The organism is Amycolatopsis sp. WAC 01376, assembly GCF_003947415.1.
Taxonomy (GTDB): domain Bacteria; phylum Actinomycetota; class Actinomycetes; order Mycobacteriales; family Pseudonocardiaceae; genus Amycolatopsis.
Map to the genome: position 1 here is coordinate 99,367 of NZ_QHKL01000014.1, position 17,475 is coordinate 116,841.

Here is a 17,475-nt window from a genome sequence, read left to right on the forward strand (position 1 = left end):
GTGAGGAATGGCTATGACGACCTCGGAACAGACCTGGCCCTCGACCGACTGCAACGGTATTACGCTGGTCGATCCCGTCGGTCTCACCCTCGCGGGAACAGTGGTGCTACTCGCGCGAAAAGCGGCCACGACGGTCGATTCGCTGTACTACAACGTACGTGTCTCCGGGGCGGATCCCGGCGTTCCCGAGGAATGGGCGGGCTGGAACGAACTGCGGCTCACCGGGAAAACCGCCGGGTCGGCGGACGACCGTCCACTGTTGCGGATCGCCGGCATGGACCTGATCACCGTCGATTCGGCCGCCGCCGCTCCGAAGCCCGCGGACGCGCCTTTCCGTGCCGTCACCGACGGCAGGTACATCTCGTGCTTCCGCCAGTCCGCCACCGGCACTCTCTACGTGGATCGCTTCGCGCTCGTGCGGACTCCGCCACAGCGGACCAGCGGCTCGCGTGACGGTGAGAACCACGGCGGCTGGCGGATGGAGCGGGTGTGGGAGGTGCGATACCGGCGCAGTGAGCGCCGCGACGCGCCGGCGGGCCCAGGCGACGAACTCGGCTTCCGCAACATGATCGACGAGCCGTTCCCGGAGCCCACCATCGAACTGCCGTCGCTGTCCGGTATCACCGGCGGCCGTTTCGACGTCGTCCTCGCGCCCACTTCGGACGCGGATGTCCGCCGCTGGCACATCATCGCCGTCACCGGCGAAGTCCTCACCTTCGTCTCGTATCCGCAGGACAGCACCGGCGGCATCGAGGTCGATCCGGCGCTGGCACGTACCTTCACGATCACCCCCATGCTCTGGAATTCGGGAAAGAGCACCCCGTTGGCCCCGACCGCCGGTGTCGGCGCGAGCCTGTACGCCGAGCAGGAAAGGACAGGCGCGGAGCCGAGTCTGCCGTCGAGCCTTCGCCGGGCCGTCCGGCTGGGCGTCACCGTCCCGGTCGCCGGGGCCGGACTGCCGGGAGCGCTGGCCGTCTACGACTTCGGCGTGCTGCCGGACGGGACCATCCCGATGTTCCCGGCGGGGATCGGCTGTGTGCTGATCGACGGCACGCTGAGCGGCGGCGGTTTCATCCCTGGCACCGGCGACCATCACGTCCCCGCCGGGGCGGTGCGCTCGGCCGGTGCCGGCACGGTGAGCGCGGTCCTGCTGGGCACGCCGAGACCGGCCGCCGCACCCGCCGTCCTCGACAGTGCCGACGGGCTCGTGCACTGCTACTTCCCCCAGTCGTCCGGCCCGGCGGGCACCGAAGCCTTCGCGGTCGCCCAGTACGACCCCACGGTGAGCAGGACCCGGCTCACGATGCCTTGGAACGCCGACGACCAGACCGGCACGTTCACGCTGATCGCGCGGCGCAGCGGCAGCACCTTCGACGACGTCGTGGCGACCGTGGCGCCCTGCGTCCGTGACGGCGTCACCGCGGCCGACCTCTGCGACGTGACGATCGACTACGGCACCGCCGCCGGCCTGCCGCACGAGAACTGGGGCGGTGTCCCGCGAGACGTCCGGACCATGGTCTCTGTCCTCAATGGAGCGTTCTCCGACGACCCCGCCGACAAAGCGGTCCTGTCCGGAACCCGGCCGTTCTACGACTTCCTTGGCCACCAGCCGTCGGTACGGTTGCCCCTGGCCTCGGCGGGCAGGCTCGTGCTGATCTCCCACCGTCCCGACATGCCGCTCTCCCGGGTCGAGGTCACCGCCGCGGCGAACGGGACCGTGGATCTCGTCATGCGCTACACCTCGGGCACCGGTGTCACCGCGGTGCAGACCTGGCGGGCGGTACCGGCGGGCACCGCCAACGCGGCGCCGATCCTCAACGGTGACGCGGATCCGGCGACCTACCCCTATCACCGGGCCGCGGCCGACACACCCGTCTACGCGTTGAGCACCGGCGGCGGCAGCATTCTGCTCTTCGGCAAGACGACCGGGGACCTGTCGCTGACGGTCTCCCCGGCGGACGGCGATCCGGCGCACTGCACCCTTTCCCTCGTCGCCGGCGGGCGGCCCGCCGTGAAACTCGAGAACGTTCCGCGTGACCAGGCGGGTTTCATCGCCCGGTTGCGTGTCTGGAGTGCGGCCGACACGGTGTTCGGCCACATCTCCGCCGATCCGAAACCCGGGCCTGTCGCCGACCAGTCCTTCACCACTCCCCTGGATCTGCGCGGCGGCTCGGTGCTGTTCGACGTGCTCCAACCGGCCGACGTGGGAGATCTCGCCGCCGGGCAGGTCGACGCGGCGAGCTGGCAAGGACGTTCGCCGACCCCGCCATCACCGGACGGCACCGCCGGCCGGGCGATGATCGCGATGACCGCGCTCCCGCCGGAAAGCCCGCTGTTCGGCCGGGAACCGCGGGCGGTGGACGGCACGAGTACCCGGACGGTGACCGGCGACAACGGCAAGTGGCTTGCCGCGCACCAGGCGAAAGCACTCACGCTGAACGGCCACCAGGCGATGAGCGTCGCGCTCACCAACACCCAGCTGGCGCCGCGACCGGCTTGGACCATGGAATCCTGGATCCGGCCGGAAGGCAGCGACCCGGCCACGGTGATCACCTACGACAACGGGCCGGTGAAGGGGCCGGGCGAACTCACGCCGTCCTACTATCTCGGCGTCGCCGGCCTGCCCACGGTGCGCTTCGGTGCCTTCACCCAGAAGAACAACGCCAAAAGCTCCTACCTCTCGGTGCCGTCGAACCCGGCATTCACGCCCGGCCCCACCGGCTTCACCTGGGAGGCGTGGATCAAACCGGACCAGAAGCCGTGTCCCAAGGCGAACCGGCTCGGCAGCGTCCTGCAGGTCTGCGACGAGAAAAGCAAAAGCAAGCCGCTGCTCAATCTCGGTCTCGACGTCGGGCGCCATCTGTCGCTGGGATACCGGCCGCAAGGCCACGAGCCGAAGTCGAGCTATCTCACGGCAGGAAGTCCCCTGCCCGCCGGTGTCTGGTCGCATGTCGCGGCGACGGGGGCTTGGCGGAACGGGGGCTGGACGCTCAAGATCTACGTCGGCGCCGTGCTGGTCGGCGCCGTGCGGAACGTCAAGCTGCAACCACCGTCGAAGTCGACCTCGCCGTCGCTGGCGATCGGCGCGGCGATCGGCCCGCACGTCAGCATGTTCGGCGCGCTGTCCGATGTGCGTCTCTGGTCCTTCGCCAGGACGGCCGCGGAACTGCGCCAGACGGACACCGCCGCGCTCACCGGAAACGAACCGGGGCTGGAGTGCGCCTGGTCCTTGGCCGAGGGGCACACCACCGCCAAGTCGGTCTTCGCCAACCACGCGACCGCGACCGGGTCCGCGCTCGACGCGCAGCTGAAGCTCGCCAAATCGCAAACGGTCGGCTCCAGCGATGACGACCCGTTCCTCGGCATCGTCGCCGGCGTCGGCGGGACGGCGCCCGTGCGAGCCCGGGCGCGCTTGCGTCCCGGCGAGTGGAACCACGTGGCTGTCAGCTATCAGGCGGCCGGTGCCCTGAAACTGAACCTCGCGGGCGCGGCTCCGCCGGCCTACGGCATCTGCCCCGAACCCGGCGACCTCGCGTTCGACGGCCAGTTCAGCATCGACTGCTGGGTGCAGGGGGCGGGCTCCACCGGTCTGCAGCAGACGATCCTCGCGCAGTGGGGAGAATCCGGAAAGGACCAGTCGTTCCGGCTCGCGCTGGACTCCGGCGGAAATCCGTTCTGCACGGCCGTATTCGCCGACCCTGCGAGTGGTGACCGGACCCGGCTGACCGTGCGGAGCAGCGCATCCGTCCTGCCCGGCCCTGCCGTCCACATCGCCGTGACGCTGACTTCGGCTCAGGTCAAGGCCGGCCTGCTGTGCACGCTCACGATCTACGTCGACGGTTTCGAGAACGGAACGGCGCAGACGACACTGAGTGGCGCGAAAACCGTGACGTCCGTCGATTCCTCGGCACCACTGACACTCGGGATCGGCACTCCGCCGTCGAAGGCGGGCCGGGTGGCCTTGGAAGCGCAAGCACGCTTCACCGGTGCCTTGGGCGGGCTGCGATTCTGGTCGGCGGGCTTGTCTGCCGACCAGGTGCGGTCGGTGCTCCGGCGTAACCAAGCCGCCGACACCGACCACGGCGTGGTTTCGGCGTGGTGGTTCACCGAAGGTTCCGGCAACGTCGCCGCGGATTCGGTGAACGACAACGACTTCCTGCTCACCGACACGGATCTGTGGGGTGTGCTCCAGGACGTCGGCCGGTACCGGTGTTACCACGACGGCCTGCCGATCGGGTCGGTGCTGCCCGCGGGCGAAGTCGACGGCTATCTCGGATACGACCAATGCACCTTCGGCGCCTACCGGCAGAGCGCGGGAAACTTCCAGGACACCCTCACCGGATCGCTGGCCGAGGTACGGATCTGGCGCTCCGCGCGCACCCGCTCCCAGATCACGTCCACCCTGTTCCGGAAGCTGAAGGGCGACGAGACCGACCTGGCGGGCTACTGGTCACTGGACAAGACCAGCGCGGACCTGACCGGCCGGGGCGCGAACGGGCGTCTCGTCGGCTCACCCGGCTATGCCGCCTCCACCGCGCCTGTCGCGAACGAGGGTCCTCAGCTCACCAACGTCTACCAAGGTCCGCGGACCCGGTTCCAGCGCCCGCTTTCCGGCAAGGCCGCGGTCGTCGAATACCCGGAGATGGAGACACACGGGGACGGCACGCCCTACGCGGTGATGCGTCGTGCCTATTTCTTCGAAGACACCACGCTCACGTTGTCCACCGGCTACGGCATGGGCGAGACGGATCTGGTGTACCTGGGCCAGATCCAGACCCGGCCCACGCTGATCGGGTACATCGAGGGCGCGCCGCCGGTGCCCAGCGAGAACCTGTCCCGCCCGCTCTACGACAGCCCGTTCGGCTACAACTCCTATCAGGACGCGTCCACGGTCACCGTCCGGGCCGAGGAGAGCACGTCGGTCAAGTTCACGTCGTCGGACTACAAGACCGCGCTGAAAATGGAGATCGACACGAAAGCCGGGGTCGCCGCGAAATGGGCGGACAGCGCGTCCGTGCTGGCGTGGACGCATCTGCTCACCGCCGGTACCGGGAAGATCGGCGCCCGGCACAAGTCGAACCTGGAAACCGCCCGCCAGCGGGACGAAACGTACCTCTCCGCGTGGACCCGCACCACGACGGACACCTTGGGGCTGCGGGGAATGTGGGAACAGGCGCGGCCGGACCGGTCGGACTACCTCAACCCGGTGGTCGGCCGCCGCTACCAGCCACTGAACCTCGGGTACGCCCTCGTCGAGTCGATGACGGCCGATCTGTACGCGATGCGGCTGCACTCCACCGGCGCGATGGTGGGCAAGATGGTGCTGCCCGATCTGGACCTCCCGCCGGACCGCACCATCCTCACCTTCCAGATCGACCCGCGTTATGTGAAGAACGGGACGCTCGACGGGAAGGTCGGCCTGGTCAACGACCCCGACTTCCCGCGCGCCGACGTCGCCAGAGGAAGCTACTTCAAGCCGGACGAGGCCTACCGGCTGGCCGCGAAGATCGCGAAGTCCGACGCGGCCCTGCGGAGCAGGTACGACCGGTTCAAGGCGGCGGACCTCGGCGAGAAAGGCAGCGCCGACCTGGACGGGATCAAGGACGAGCAGTTCTACGACTTCGGCGGGGACGTCCCGGCCCGCGGCATCGCCAACCGGTACGTCTGGACGGCGTCCGGCGGCCTGCACACCGAAACCGAGCAGTTCTCCGCCGCCCACGAACGCGTCTACACGGGGTTCAGCGACTACACGCATCTGACCGGCCTCACCGGCGAGATCACCTTCACCGCCCAATACGGTCTGTACGGCGCGATCGACGCGTTGTTCGGCGGACACGTCAAAGTCCAGGTCGGCAAGTCGGAGAACGAGTCGCGAGGCTTCTCACTGGCGGTGACCTGCCCTGGCGATCCGATGCTGCAGGGCTACCACGCGGGGACCGGCTACACCCCGGACTACTGCCCCGGCAAGGTCGACGCCTACCGGTTCATGTCGATCTACTTACCGCCTTCGGCGGACAATGGCGACACGTTCCACGATCAGGTGATCGACAAGGAATGGCTGGCCTCCAGTAGCGACCCGGACGCGGTGGCCCTGCGCAACGTCCAGCTGACCGGGCAGGGCGCGTGGCGGCTGCTGCACCGGGTCACCTACGTCAGCCGGGTACCGCCGCGGTTCGACACCAATCCGGACCAGACGGTCGCCCACGAGCCCGCGCAGGTGATCGACCTGGCAGACAACCCGCTGCTGATCGAACTGGTCGAGGACGAGGTGCCCACCGAGCACCCCTCCCCCGCCGACATCGGGAACGGGGTGGCGAACGTGCTGGCGCCGCTGGACGGCCACACGGCATCGAAACTCGGCGATCTCGTGCCGTGGTGGGCGGCGTTCCTCGCCGCGACCCGCCTCACGAAGCCGGATCCCGCGAAAGTGGCGCTGTTGAACCGGATCCTGACCGACACGGTGGCGTACTTCCAAGCCGGATACGCCTCCGGTCTGCTGCCGCGGCCGGAAACCGGGCGCGGCGGGCAGCTCGTTCCGGCGCCACGGGCTTCGGAGGATCCGAACGCGGCAGCTCACCGCTCGGTGGCCGTGACCGGTCGTTCGGAGGTGTCGTAGTCGACCGTGACCGACGGCGTGGTCGGGTGCGCTTGGCAAGTGAGCGCGTAGCCGTCTTCGACGTCGGCCCGCGACAGGGCGAAGTTCTGTTCCATCGCGACCGATCCCAGCAGGACCTTCGCCTTGCAGGTGCCGCAGGCTCCGCCGAGGCAGGCATACGGCGCCTCCAGTCCGGCCTTCAGCGCGGACTCGAGGACGGTGTCGCCGGCTGCCAGCGGGACCTCGTGCCGTCGGCCGCGCAGGCTGACCGCGATCGTCGCGGGGATGAAGTCTTCGGTGGCCTTGGGCTTCCGGTAGCCGTGGAAGAGTTCCATGTGGACTCGGTCCGGCTCGGCGCCGCGCTCGACGAGCTGTCCGTGCAGGTCGGTCACCATCTCGGCCGGGCCGCACAGGAACCAGTCGTTCACCGAGGCGACGGATAGGTCGGAGCCCAGCTCTTGTGCGAGCTTCGCGCGGTCGATGCGGCCTCGCAGCTGCGCGGGGTGCCGCGGGTCGCGGGAACGCACGTGGATGATCCGGAGCCGGTCGGCGTACCGCGCTTCGAGTTCTTCCAGCTCTTCGCGGAACATCGTGCCGGCCGCGTCACGGTTGCCGTAGAACAGGGTGAAGCGACTTTCGGTCTCGACGGCGAGTGTCGTCCGCAGGATCGAGAGCACCGGGGTGATGCCGCTGCCGGCGGCGATCGCCACGTAGTTCTTCGTGGCGAGTGGGTGCAGCGGTATGCCGAACGAACCGGTCGGCGTCATCAGATCGAGGATGTCGCCTGCCTGGAGCCGTTCCATCGCGAAGGTGGAGAAGGCCCCGCCGGGGATGTGCTTGACGGCGATCGCCAGCGTGCCGGAGGTGGCCGAGGTGCAGATCGAGTAGTTGCGCCGCACCTCCTCGCCTCCGAAGACGGTGCGGTCGGTTCGGACGGTGATGTGCTGACCGGGCTCGAAGGAGAACTCGTCGCGTAGATCGTCGGGTACGTCGAAACTGATCAGCACGCTGTCGCCGGTCAACCGGTCGACCCCGGCGACCCGGACCGGGTGGAACACCGCGGCACGGGCGGAAGATCGCTTCGGCATCCGCACCGGGAGGAGCCGCGCCAGTTTCCCGTTCAGCCTCTTCCAGTCGCGGTACTCGTCCGGGTCGAGCTGCTGGCCGAAGGCCGTGCCGATGGCCGCGTTTCGTTCGAGGTAGGCCTCCTCGTTGCGTCGCCAAGTCGCGACGTACCGGTGGAACGGGATCGAGGGGTGCAGGTGGTGCACGAGGTGATAGTTCTGCGAGAGCAGCAAGGGGGTGAGGATCCATTCGGCGCCGACGCGGTTGCGGGTCGCGCGGTAGCGGTTCTCCTGCTGCGTGTCCTCGAGGTCGTGGTGCGGCAACCAGTCGAACCACCACGCCAGCACGACCATGGCGAGCCGCTCGGGGATCAGGTACAGCACCGCCAGCGTCCACAGGTGCCCGGTGAACGCGGAAGCGACGATCACGGCGGCACTCGCCACCAGCAGGAACGAGGTCTCCAGTACCTCCGCCCGGGGGCGGCGCCGCCAATGACGCACCAGGAAGCCCAGATACGGCACGTCCATCAGCGCGAACCGGACGGGGACCTGCCACAGCGGAGCGCCACTGACGAAATGGTCGGGGTCGTTCTCGTCGTCGTTGGTGTTGCGGTGGTGCTCGATATGGATGAACGCGAACGACTTGAACGAGATCAGCGGCGACACGAACAGCATCGCGACCCGGCCGAAGGCCACGTTGACCCGGCGGTGAGTGCTCACCGAGTAGTGCGCGGCGTCGTGCAGCACGGTGAACAGCACGAAGATCGCGGCCGCGCTGAGCAAGACCGTCACCGGGACGGGAAGCCCGCCGGTCAGCGCCGCCCAGGTGGAGAACGCGAAGACCGCGATGGCACCGCAGAAGATGCCGACAATGGGCCACGAGATCGCCGGGACCCGTTCGCCGGGGTCAGGAAGCGCGTGGCGTGAGGCTGCGTCTGGGGTCGCTGACATACCCGGCAACGTACGAAGCGTGAGCCGGCCCGACCAGTGGTTCGGAGCCCATGAGGATGTGCGCGCCGCACATGCCGCTCAGCCGGGTTCCGGCGTGAGCACCACCGGGCCCAGCACCTGCACCAGCCGCAGCGAGGCATGCAACTCGGCGACACGGTCCGTCGCGGGACGCCCGCGACGTTCCTCCGCCCGGCGCAGGCGCTGCAGCACGGTGTTGCGGTGCACCCCCAGCTCTTCGGCCGCGGCGGCCAGCCCGCCCTGTGCGTCCAGCACCGCCAGCAGCGCCCGTCTTTCCTCCTCCGCCCGGCGCCCCTCGACCGCCAGTGCACCGAGTTCGGTCACGACGAAGGCGCGGGCCAGGTCCAGATCGCCGCTCATCGTGTCCACGAGCGCCAGCTCGGCGTACGACGTCACCGGCGCGACCCGGCCGGAGAGCTCGACGATCCGACGGCCGCGCTGCGCCTGCACGTGCGAGTCACGGAAACCGCCAGAGCCCTTCGCCGGCGTGCCGATGGAAATCCGGACCATGGCGGGGATCCGGCCGGCCAAGGAGGCGAGGTCCTCCGGCGCCACTCCGGGAGCGCGCGTGCCGCAGACCCAGCCCCACAGCGCCTGGGCGCCGTCCGGGACGAGCAGGGGACGACCGGAACCGAAGTGAGCGCCGACCGCGGCACCGACGCGCGCGAGATCGGCGTCGTCGCGATCGGTCCAGCAGACGAAGGCGGTCTGCCATCCGGTCAACCGATGCGACAACGTGCGCTCGGCCCGCCCCAGGTCGATCCGGTCCCCGGCGATCAGTCCGCGGACCGCGTCGGTGCGGGCTGCCCGGACCCGGTTCTGCATCCGGTCCAGTTCGGCGACGTACTCGGCGGCGACCTCGCTCGAGATGCGGTCGACGTAGGCGAACGCGTAGCGCTGCAGGTTGTCCACCACCGCGAGCGCCAGCACCGGATCCGGCACGAAAGCCGTGATCCCGGCCAGGATGCGCTCGCTGAAGTAGGCGTGCCCCATGCGGTAGAAGCGCAGCATCACATCGACGCTGTAGCCGCGCGCCGCCATGGCGCGAGCGTGCTCGAGGGCGGTGACCGGCGCCGTCGCGGCGCCGACGTCGATACCGTGCCGCACCATCGACAGCGCTGCTTCGAGATTCGACGAGCAGGACCCGAGTGTCAGCCCGCGGAGGTCGTCGTCGGCGCCGGCCTCCGGGATGCGTTCGAGGATGTAGCCGAACATGTCGTCGGCGTACGACGACACATTCGCCAACAGTCCGGCGGTGAGGTTGCGCAGCTCGAGCATCACCGATTCGGGAAGCTCTGCCGGATCACCCGCGCTCACACCCATTCCGGGAGCCTATCGGCGGTCACTCGCTCACGCCTGGGACAGCGCCCCCGGTCCCTTTTTGTTTGCGCGATCCCGCCACCGCGGTCTATCTTCCTACGTGTCCGATAAGCGTTCCGCTATGTTCGCATATCGGACGCCGTGCGTTATCCGGCCGACTCGACGAGGAGCGACAGTGACGAACGTGCCCGCCTCGCACGAAACGGCCGATCCGAGGTCCGGTGTCAGCCGGTCGGCGTTCAGGCGGGTACTGGCGGGCAGCACCGCCGGCGCGGTGCTGGAGTGGTACGACTTCGCGCTCTACGGAATCCTGGCGGCCACCGTGCTCGGGCCGCTGTTCTTCCCCGGTGGCGACGGGTTCGCCCAGTTGCTGCTCGCGCTGGCGACGCAGGGACTCGGTTTCGTCGCACGCCCGATCGGCGGCATCGTCTTCGGGCATCTCGGCGATCGGCTCGGCCGCAAACCCATGCTGGTGACCACTTTCCTGCTGCTCGGGCTGTCGACCTCCGCGATCGGGCTGCTCCCCACCTACGCTCAGGCCGGCATCGGGGCGACGATCTCACTGGTCGTGCTGAGGCTGATCCAGGGTTTCGCCCTCGGCGGCGAGTTCGGCGCGGCGGTACTGATGGTCAGCGAGTACGGAAGCCCGAAGCGGCGCGGCTTCTGGTCGGCGTGGCCGCAGGCGGGAGCGCCGCTGGGCACGGTGCTGGCCACCGCCGTGGTCGGCGGGATCGCCTTGGTACTGCCCGAAAACGCCTTCGACCAATGGGGGTGGCGCGTCGGTTTCCTGTTCGCGATCCCGCTTCTGGTCATCGGCTTCTGGATCCGGCGGCGCATCGACGAGTCGCCGGTGTTCCAGGAGGCGCAGGCACGGGCCACGGCATCCGCGGACGCCGTCCAGGAGCGGTCGAGCATTCTCGAGACACTCGCCCACCCCGGTCCCGTCCTCCGCGGTCTCGGCGTGCGGCTGGGCGAGAACGTGGCCTTCTACGTCTACACCGTCTTCGTGGTCGCCTATGCCACGAAGACGTTCGGCTACGACAGGTCCGACGTCCTCCTCGCCGTGGCCGTCGGGTCACTGCTGCAGTTCGCGGGGATGCTGGCCGGCGGCTACTGGTCGGACCTCGTCGGACGGCGTATCGCCATGCTGGTCCCGGCGGCGGGCCTCGCGGTGTGGGCACCGGTCTTCTTCGCCGTCGTCCAAGCCGACAATCTGCCTCTGCTCTATCTCGGCGTCGGTGTCGGCGCGGCACTGCACGGACTCCTGGCCGGACCGGAAGCCGCCTGGATCGCCGAACTCTTCCCGACCCGACGCCGTTTCGCCGGTGCTTCCCTGGTGTTCCAAGGCTCTTCGATCATCGCCGGCGCACCCGCACCCCTCATCGCCGTGTGGCTGGCCGAAAAACAGGGCCCCACGGCGGTCGTGCTGTACCTCGTCGGCACGATCGCCGTCACCCTCGTCGCACTGCTCCTCAGCGCCGAAACCCGGGGCACCGACCTGAACTCCGACAGCCGGTGACGAGGAGCACCATGTGGCAGGCTGGCGTGGTGAAGGAGCCGCTGTACCGCCGCGTGAACACCCGGGCCAGGTCCGTCCACCACGACCACGGCGGGGATTACCGGCACCAGCGCAACACGAAAACCGAACGCGGCTCCGACCTCACGCGCGGGTCCATGAGACGGCGGGAACGCCGGGGCCTGGACTACACGCCGTTGTTCCGCTTCCTGCTCGGCAAGATCGGCGCGGACTGGGACGAGGTGCGCGACGAGGCCGCCGCCCGGCTCGACTCCGCCGACCCGATCCATTGGCTGGTCGCTCGGCAGCCGCACGAACGACGCGAATACGTGCGGCTCGGCGATGCCAGCTACTACAGCGGCCTCTACGTGGACGACGACAAACGGTTGCAGGTCGTCAACCCCGAACTGGGTGCCGGCGACCTGGAGCCTGCCTGCCCGTGCTGCACCCACACCTTCAACGGCGTCCGGTTCACCCGGAAGTACCGGCCACCGCTCTAATGGCTGGTTCGCCGGCGCGGACGGAGAAGTGATCGTCGGAGAAGTCGGAGAAGAGCGATTTGGCGTCGGGCCGGGGCCCGCGAGGACCTCGTCGGCGTGCATCGCGTCGAAGGCCTTCTCGACCCCGGCGAGCGCGATCCGCTCGCTCACGAAACGCTCCAGCGGCACCGCGACCGATGAAAGGACAGCCCCATGAAGGTCCTGGCAGTAGGCGGAACCGGCTTCATCGGACAGCACATCGTGCGTGAACTACTGGCCGGCGGGCACGACGTCACGGTGCTGGTCCGCACGCCACCCACGAACCTCCCCGCCGCCGTGACGGTCCAACTCGGCGACCTCACAGATCTGTCCGAAGACCGGCTCGACAAGATCGTCGCCGGCCACACGGGCATCGTCGTCGCATCGGCCGCCGCCGTCGCCGCACCGCGCAACGTCGACATCACCGCGTTCTTCCATGACACCAACGTCGCACCCGTGGTCAGGTTGCTCGCCGCCGGCTGCCGGGCGCAGTGCGACCGCGCTGTCATCCTCGGCAGTTTCTACGCGACCCTGCAGCGCGAACAGCCGGCACTCCGCCTGGCTGAACTCAGCCCCTACATCGCCAGCAGAATCGACCAAGCCGAACGCGCACGCGCCGCGGTCAACGCGGAAACCTCCGTGGCCGTTCTCGAACTCCCCTACGTCGCAGGCACGACCCCCGGTCGGCAATCACCTCTCGAACCCATGCTGCACAGCATGTCCATCGGCAACGCGGGCATCCTCGCCTACCCTGGCACCACCGCCGTCGTCACCGTCACCCAAGTCGCGCAAGCAGCCGTAGCGGCGCTGGACCGTCGAGTCAATGGCAACTATCCGCTCGTCACCGCGAACCTCCCCTGGGCCGACCTCTTCACCCGCCTCGCAACCGCTGCCGGCCACCCTCCGAAACGCATCTGGAAGCTCCGTCCAAGCGCCATCCGACTTCTGATCCGCAGGGAAGGCATCCGACAACGCCGCCACGGATTCACCCTCGGTTTCGACCCGACACAATGGAGCAACCTGCACGCCACCACCATGGTCCTCGACCCGGACATCGCCCGCGCAGAACTCGGCGTCGAGCCCGACGACCTCACCAAAGCCCTCCAAAACGCCGCCTCGACATCACGGGCCACCACAGAGCCATCGTGACCACAACCTGGTCGCTCTACCGCCACTTCCCCACCCGGGAGGCACTGGCCGAGGCTCATGGCCACCCACTCGGACGCTCAGGTTGAAGGGGGCCGGGCACTCGAACAGGCTGTCACCGATCTGGTGACCGCCGCCGCGAAAAACGGCGCAGTCCGCGACGACGTCGGTGGCGGACCGAGGCCGACGGCCTCATCACCCTCATGCTCGACGGCCTGGCCAAGCAGGGTCAGAACAAGCCTGACGGATGCCGGTCCTCGCGAGAACGCCGGTATTCCCCATTGCCTACCGAGAAAGATGCGGCGGGAGCCGCGATGGAGGGCCAGGAATCGGAACGTTCGAAAAGATCGATGGCCTTGTCGGTGCGGCCGGATACGATGCGGCTCCCGCGGAACCAGGAGGAAAGATGACAGGTCGCGCCGACGTTGACGCGCTGCTGCGCATCATGCCGAATGATCACGGCGCCGACGAGCGCGTTGACTGGGCAGCGGTCGAGGCACACCTGGGTACCGCCCTGCCCAGCGACTACCAGGCCTTCATGGCCGTCTACGGCGGTGGAGCCGTCGACAACCTGGTCATCCTTCCTCCTCTGTCCACAGGCGACAGCTGGTCGGGATCGATCTCCGAGCACAGCAAGCAGTTGCGCGATCTGTGGGACATCGAGGGAGGCGTCCCCGGTGTTCCGCCGGACGAGCACCGAGTGCTGCCCTGGGGAACCGGATGCAACGGCAACGAGCTGGGGTGGCTGATGACCGACCCGGACCCGGACCGATGGCCGGTAGTGGTCTGGCGTCGTCACGAATCACCGGCTTGGGCGCTGTTCGAGTGCGGCATGGCCGAGTTCATCCGCAGACTCATGACCGCCGATTTCGACAAATGCCCACTCAGCGATCTGTCGCTGTGGGGACGAGTCAGTTCCTTCGTCCACCACCAAGAACAGCAACGGCGTTTCCAAGCAGGCCTGGACCCCATGACGGGCGAGCCCGATCCCTACGCCGACATGTTCGCTTGAACGGACACCAGGTTGACACCTGGCTGAAGCCGAGGTTCGTGAGGGCCTCCTTCCCTACTCTCAGGGTAGGGAAGGAGGCCCTCACGGACACTCCAGACCAACCGCTGTGGCGAAGCTCCCCGACGCTGTCGAACGGCACCGCCGGATAGGCCGTACGGGCGCATCGACCGGCAGTTTCGGCGCTTTCAGTCGCGTTGGCCATGGGGGTCACATAGTTTGCAACTGGCGCACTTGTCCGTCCACAAGTAACCGGGGAGAGCAGCCGGTCACCCGGTGAATCGTGCTCGGCATCGCAGCGGCAGGGATTGCCGCGTCGACCGTGGGTGGCCGGGTGCTCCTCCTGACCGACACCACTCTCCTTGCCCAGTAAGGGATTCAGTATGCGCAAGTGGACCAGATTACTTGTGGCGGGCGTGCTCGCCGCGACCGCCACAACCGCTGTCATGGCGGTCAACACGGCCGGTGCGGCCGACGGTGTCTCGACCGCGGCCGCCGAGTCGACGTTCCCACTCGCCGACCCGGACACCGTCCAGGCGAAGGACGGCACGTACGTCACTTACGGCACCACGGTCGGCGCCGGTGTCGGCGCCCGGTGCGGCGTGACCGGCAAACTGTTCGTGCCGGTGCTAGCGCACGGCTCCGGCAACACCGTCGGCGTGGGCACCTGCGCGTCCGCCGATGCACTGCCCAACGGGCCCGGTAGCTGGGCTGAGGGCAACGTCTGGGCGCCCGGCGTCGTCCGCTTCGGCGACACCTACTTCATGTACTACACCGCGTCCAAGCGGGGCAGCGGCCAGAAATGCCTCGGCCGCGCCGTCTCGGGCAGTGCACGGGGGCCGTTCACCAACCCCGTCGAGTGGGCGTGCCCGGGCAGCGGCCGCTGGGCCATCGACGCGAACCCGTTCGTCTCGGGCAGCGCCATGTACGTCGCCTACCGGGACGACGCGATCACCTCGTACCCGGAGACCGGCATCTCGGTCGTGCGCACCCATTCCAACGGCATGGCGGACTGGGCCACCCGCCGGGACGCGTTGAAGAGCACCGACATCGGCTGGGAGACCACCCGGATGAGCGGCGGCACGCACGTGATCGAGAACCCGTCGATGTTCAAGTCCGCAGACGGTTACTGGTACCTGGCCTACTCCGGCAACAACTGGGACAGCGCACGGTATTCGACCGGCATCGCCAGGTGCGGCACCGGCCCGCTCCCGTCGACGCGCTGCACACCACGGCAGAACGGGGCCGAGCGGCCGTACTTCGGGTACACCGGCACCGGGGGCCTCAACCCCTACCGCGGCCTGCCCGGCAACCACCCCGGCCCAGGCGGGATGGACTTCTTCCAGGCGGCCAACGGCCAGTACCACGCGGTCTACCACTGGTGGAACGGCAGCAGCCGGTTCCCGATCGTGGCGACGGTCCTCCGCAACGACGGCGGCTTCTACCTCACTTAGGCGCCACTGAGCCGGATGTCTCGCCCGGGCATGTCGTGAACGGCGCGTTCATCGCACCCACCAACAGGAACGCGCCGTTCACCCACATCGGCCAAGGTCGATCGCCTCTCCTTCCGCTGTTCCGGGCAGCGAGACACTCCTAGCCCTTCCCGGGCGTGTTGTTCGCCTCGTCCAGTCGGCGCGCGATGTCCTCCAGAGTGTTCAGGTGGTCAGGGGTGAGGTGGTCCATGAAGTGGTGCCGGACGGAGGCGAGGTGCGCGGGCGCCGCCTCTTCCAACACGGTGAGACCGTGGCCGGTCAGCGTCAGCAGGCAGCCCCGGCCGTCTTCCGGGTCCGGGGAGCGGCGCAGCAGCCCACGCGCCTCCATTCTCGTCGCGTGCCGGGAGAGCCTGCTGCGCGACCAGCCCATCTTGTCCGCCTGCTCCCCCAGGCTGCTGGTGTTCCCCCGTCGCTCCGAGAGCGTGCTGAGTACCTCGTAGTCGGCCTCGGACAGACCCCGTTCAGCCAGGTCGCGGGCCGTTCCGGTCTTGACCGCGACCGTGATCCGGAGGAAAGCCCGCCATGCCCGTTCTTCATCGGCGGTGAGCCAGCGCACTGTCGTTGACATGTAAACAACCTAGCATCTAGGTTCGTTTCCATGTCAATGAAATCGACGCGCGTCCTTGTCCTGACGTGCAGCACCCGACCCGGGGCGCTGGGCCCGGCAGTGACGCGGTGGTGGCTCGACACGGTCGCCGAGCGGGCCATGGAGTCGGGCGCCGAGCTCGTGCCGGTGGCGCTCGGCGACCTCGCCCTGCCCTTTCTCGACGAAGAGGAGCACGCGTCCTCCGGGATCTACCGGCAGGAGCACACCAGGCGGTGGAGCGCGCTCGTCGACTCGGTGGACGCGATCGTCGCGGTCATGCCGGAATACAACTTCGGCATGCCGGCGACGCTGAAGAACGCACTGGACTACCTGAGCGCCGAATGGGCGTGGAAGCCGATCGGGTTCGTCAGCTACGGCAACACCTCGGCGGGCACGCGAGCCGTGCAGCACGCCAAGCAGATCGTGACCACGCTGCGGCTGGTCCCCCTCGGGGCCACCGTCGCGATCCGCATCGGCGAGGCGGTGACGGCGGGCCGACTGCGAGCGGACGCATCCCGGGACGAGGCGGGCGTCGCCCTGCTCGACGAACTCGTCCGTGTCGCCAACGCGCTGCGGCCGCTGCGCGAGCGGCTGCGCGACACGACGTCCGCAGGCCCGCTCGCGGGATCCCACGCGCGACGGCTGACCCCGGACGACGCCGAAGAAGTGGCCGTACTGCAGCGATGCTGCTGGGTGGACGAGGCCTTGCTCAACGACACCCTCGACATCCCGGCCCTGCACGAGTCTCTCGACGAGGTGCGAGAGTGGCTCGCCGGCTGGCACGTCACAGGCGTGTGGCTCGACGCGCGGCTGCTGGGGATGGTGCGGGCGCGTGCCGTCGACGGTGACTGGCATATCGGCAGGCTCGCCGTGGTGCCCGATCTGCGCGGCCGGGGACTCGGCCGCTGGCTGCTTCGCGGCGCCGAGTCCGTCGCGGGCGCGGACACGCGGCGGGTCCTGATGTTCACCGGCGCCAAAAGCACGCGCAACGTCGAACTCTACGAAAGTGAGGGCTACCGCCGGATTCCGGCGGCCGGACCGGAAGGGACCGTATGCCTCACCAAAGCCATGCCGCGGGAGGGATCACGGTGATCGACGCCTGTATGCGGGTCGCCGCGCGAGAAGGGCTGCACGCGGTCACGATGCGGGGCGGTGGCCGCCGAATCGGGACAGTGCCGACCCATCCCCCGTGAGAGCTACCCGGATCGTCCGCTCGCAGGTGATTCGCCGGCGTCGGCGCGCTTCTAGCGTTTCCAGTG

At 68.7% G+C, this 17,475-nt stretch carries 10 protein-coding genes; 7 read left to right on the forward strand and 3 right to left on the reverse strand.

All coding sequences use genetic code 11. From position 1 onward, the window contains the following. Positions 1 to 13 precede the first annotated feature (13 nt). Positions 14 to 6,616, forward strand: a complete 6,603-nt coding sequence (locus DMH03_RS40980; RefSeq protein WP_158633171.1) for a LamG domain-containing protein — start codon at positions 14 to 16, stop codon at positions 6,614 to 6,616. On the opposite strand, the gene DMH03_RS40985 is transcribed toward DMH03_RS40980, so the two are convergent. Together DMH03_RS40985 and DMH03_RS40990 are read right to left on the reverse strand one after the other, a co-directional pair. Continuing rightward, positions 6,574 to 8,610 carry a fatty acid desaturase gene (locus DMH03_RS40985; protein WP_125797378.1) on the reverse strand — a complete coding sequence of 679 codons (2,037 nt, stop codon included), beginning with the start codon at positions 8,608 to 8,610 and terminating at the stop codon, positions 6,574 to 6,576. The genes DMH03_RS40980 and DMH03_RS40985 overlap by 43 nt on opposite strands. 78 nt (positions 8,611 to 8,688) lie before the next feature. Beyond that, positions 8,689 to 9,951 (reverse strand): helix-turn-helix domain-containing protein, encoded by a 1,263-nt coding sequence (locus DMH03_RS40990; protein WP_199749220.1) that lies wholly within the window; start codon positions 9,949 to 9,951, stop codon positions 8,689 to 8,691. Between the two features lie 172 nt (positions 9,952 to 10,123). Between DMH03_RS40990 and DMH03_RS40995 the strand changes: the two genes are divergently transcribed. The 5 genes from DMH03_RS40995 (at position 10,124) to DMH03_RS41020 (ending at position 15,591) form a co-directional block, all read left to right on the forward strand. After that, positions 10,124 to 11,467, forward strand: a complete 1,344-nt coding sequence (locus DMH03_RS40995; protein WP_125797379.1) for an MFS transporter — start codon at positions 10,124 to 10,126, stop codon at positions 11,465 to 11,467. A gap of 11 nt (positions 11,468 to 11,478) precedes the next feature. Continuing rightward, on the forward strand, positions 11,479 to 11,964 hold the full coding sequence (locus tag DMH03_RS41000) for a hypothetical protein (protein WP_233611908.1): 486 nt from the start codon (positions 11,479 to 11,481) through the stop codon (positions 11,962 to 11,964). Positions 11,965 to 12,156: 192 nt separating this feature from the next. Further along, positions 12,157 to 13,131 carry an NAD(P)-dependent oxidoreductase gene (locus DMH03_RS41005; protein WP_125797380.1) on the forward strand — a complete coding sequence of 325 codons (975 nt, stop codon included), beginning with the start codon at positions 12,157 to 12,159 and terminating at the stop codon, positions 13,129 to 13,131. A 403-nt stretch (positions 13,132 to 13,534) separates the two neighbouring features. After that, positions 13,535 to 14,140 carry an SMI1/KNR4 family protein gene (locus DMH03_RS41015; RefSeq protein ID WP_199749221.1) on the forward strand — a complete coding sequence of 202 codons (606 nt, stop codon included), beginning with the start codon at positions 13,535 to 13,537 and terminating at the stop codon, positions 14,138 to 14,140. 380 nt (positions 14,141 to 14,520) lie between these two features. Then, positions 14,521 to 15,591 (forward strand): family 43 glycosylhydrolase, encoded by a 1,071-nt coding sequence (locus DMH03_RS41020; protein ID WP_125797381.1) that lies wholly within the window; start codon positions 14,521 to 14,523, stop codon positions 15,589 to 15,591. A 139-nt stretch (positions 15,592 to 15,730) separates the two neighbouring features. Here the strand turns inward: DMH03_RS41020 and DMH03_RS41025 are convergent, their stop codons facing one another. After that, on the reverse strand, positions 15,731 to 16,198 hold the full coding sequence (locus tag DMH03_RS41025; protein WP_125797382.1) for a MarR family winged helix-turn-helix transcriptional regulator: 468 nt from the start codon (positions 16,196 to 16,198) through the stop codon (positions 15,731 to 15,733). 36 nt (positions 16,199 to 16,234) lie between these two features. On the opposite strand from DMH03_RS41025, the gene DMH03_RS41030 reads away from it, so the two are divergent. Further along, positions 16,235 to 17,308 carry a GNAT family N-acetyltransferase gene (locus DMH03_RS41030; RefSeq protein WP_199749232.1) on the forward strand — a complete coding sequence of 358 codons (1,074 nt, stop codon included), beginning with the start codon at positions 16,235 to 16,237 and terminating at the stop codon, positions 17,306 to 17,308. Positions 17,309 to 17,475: the final 167 nt, after the last annotated feature.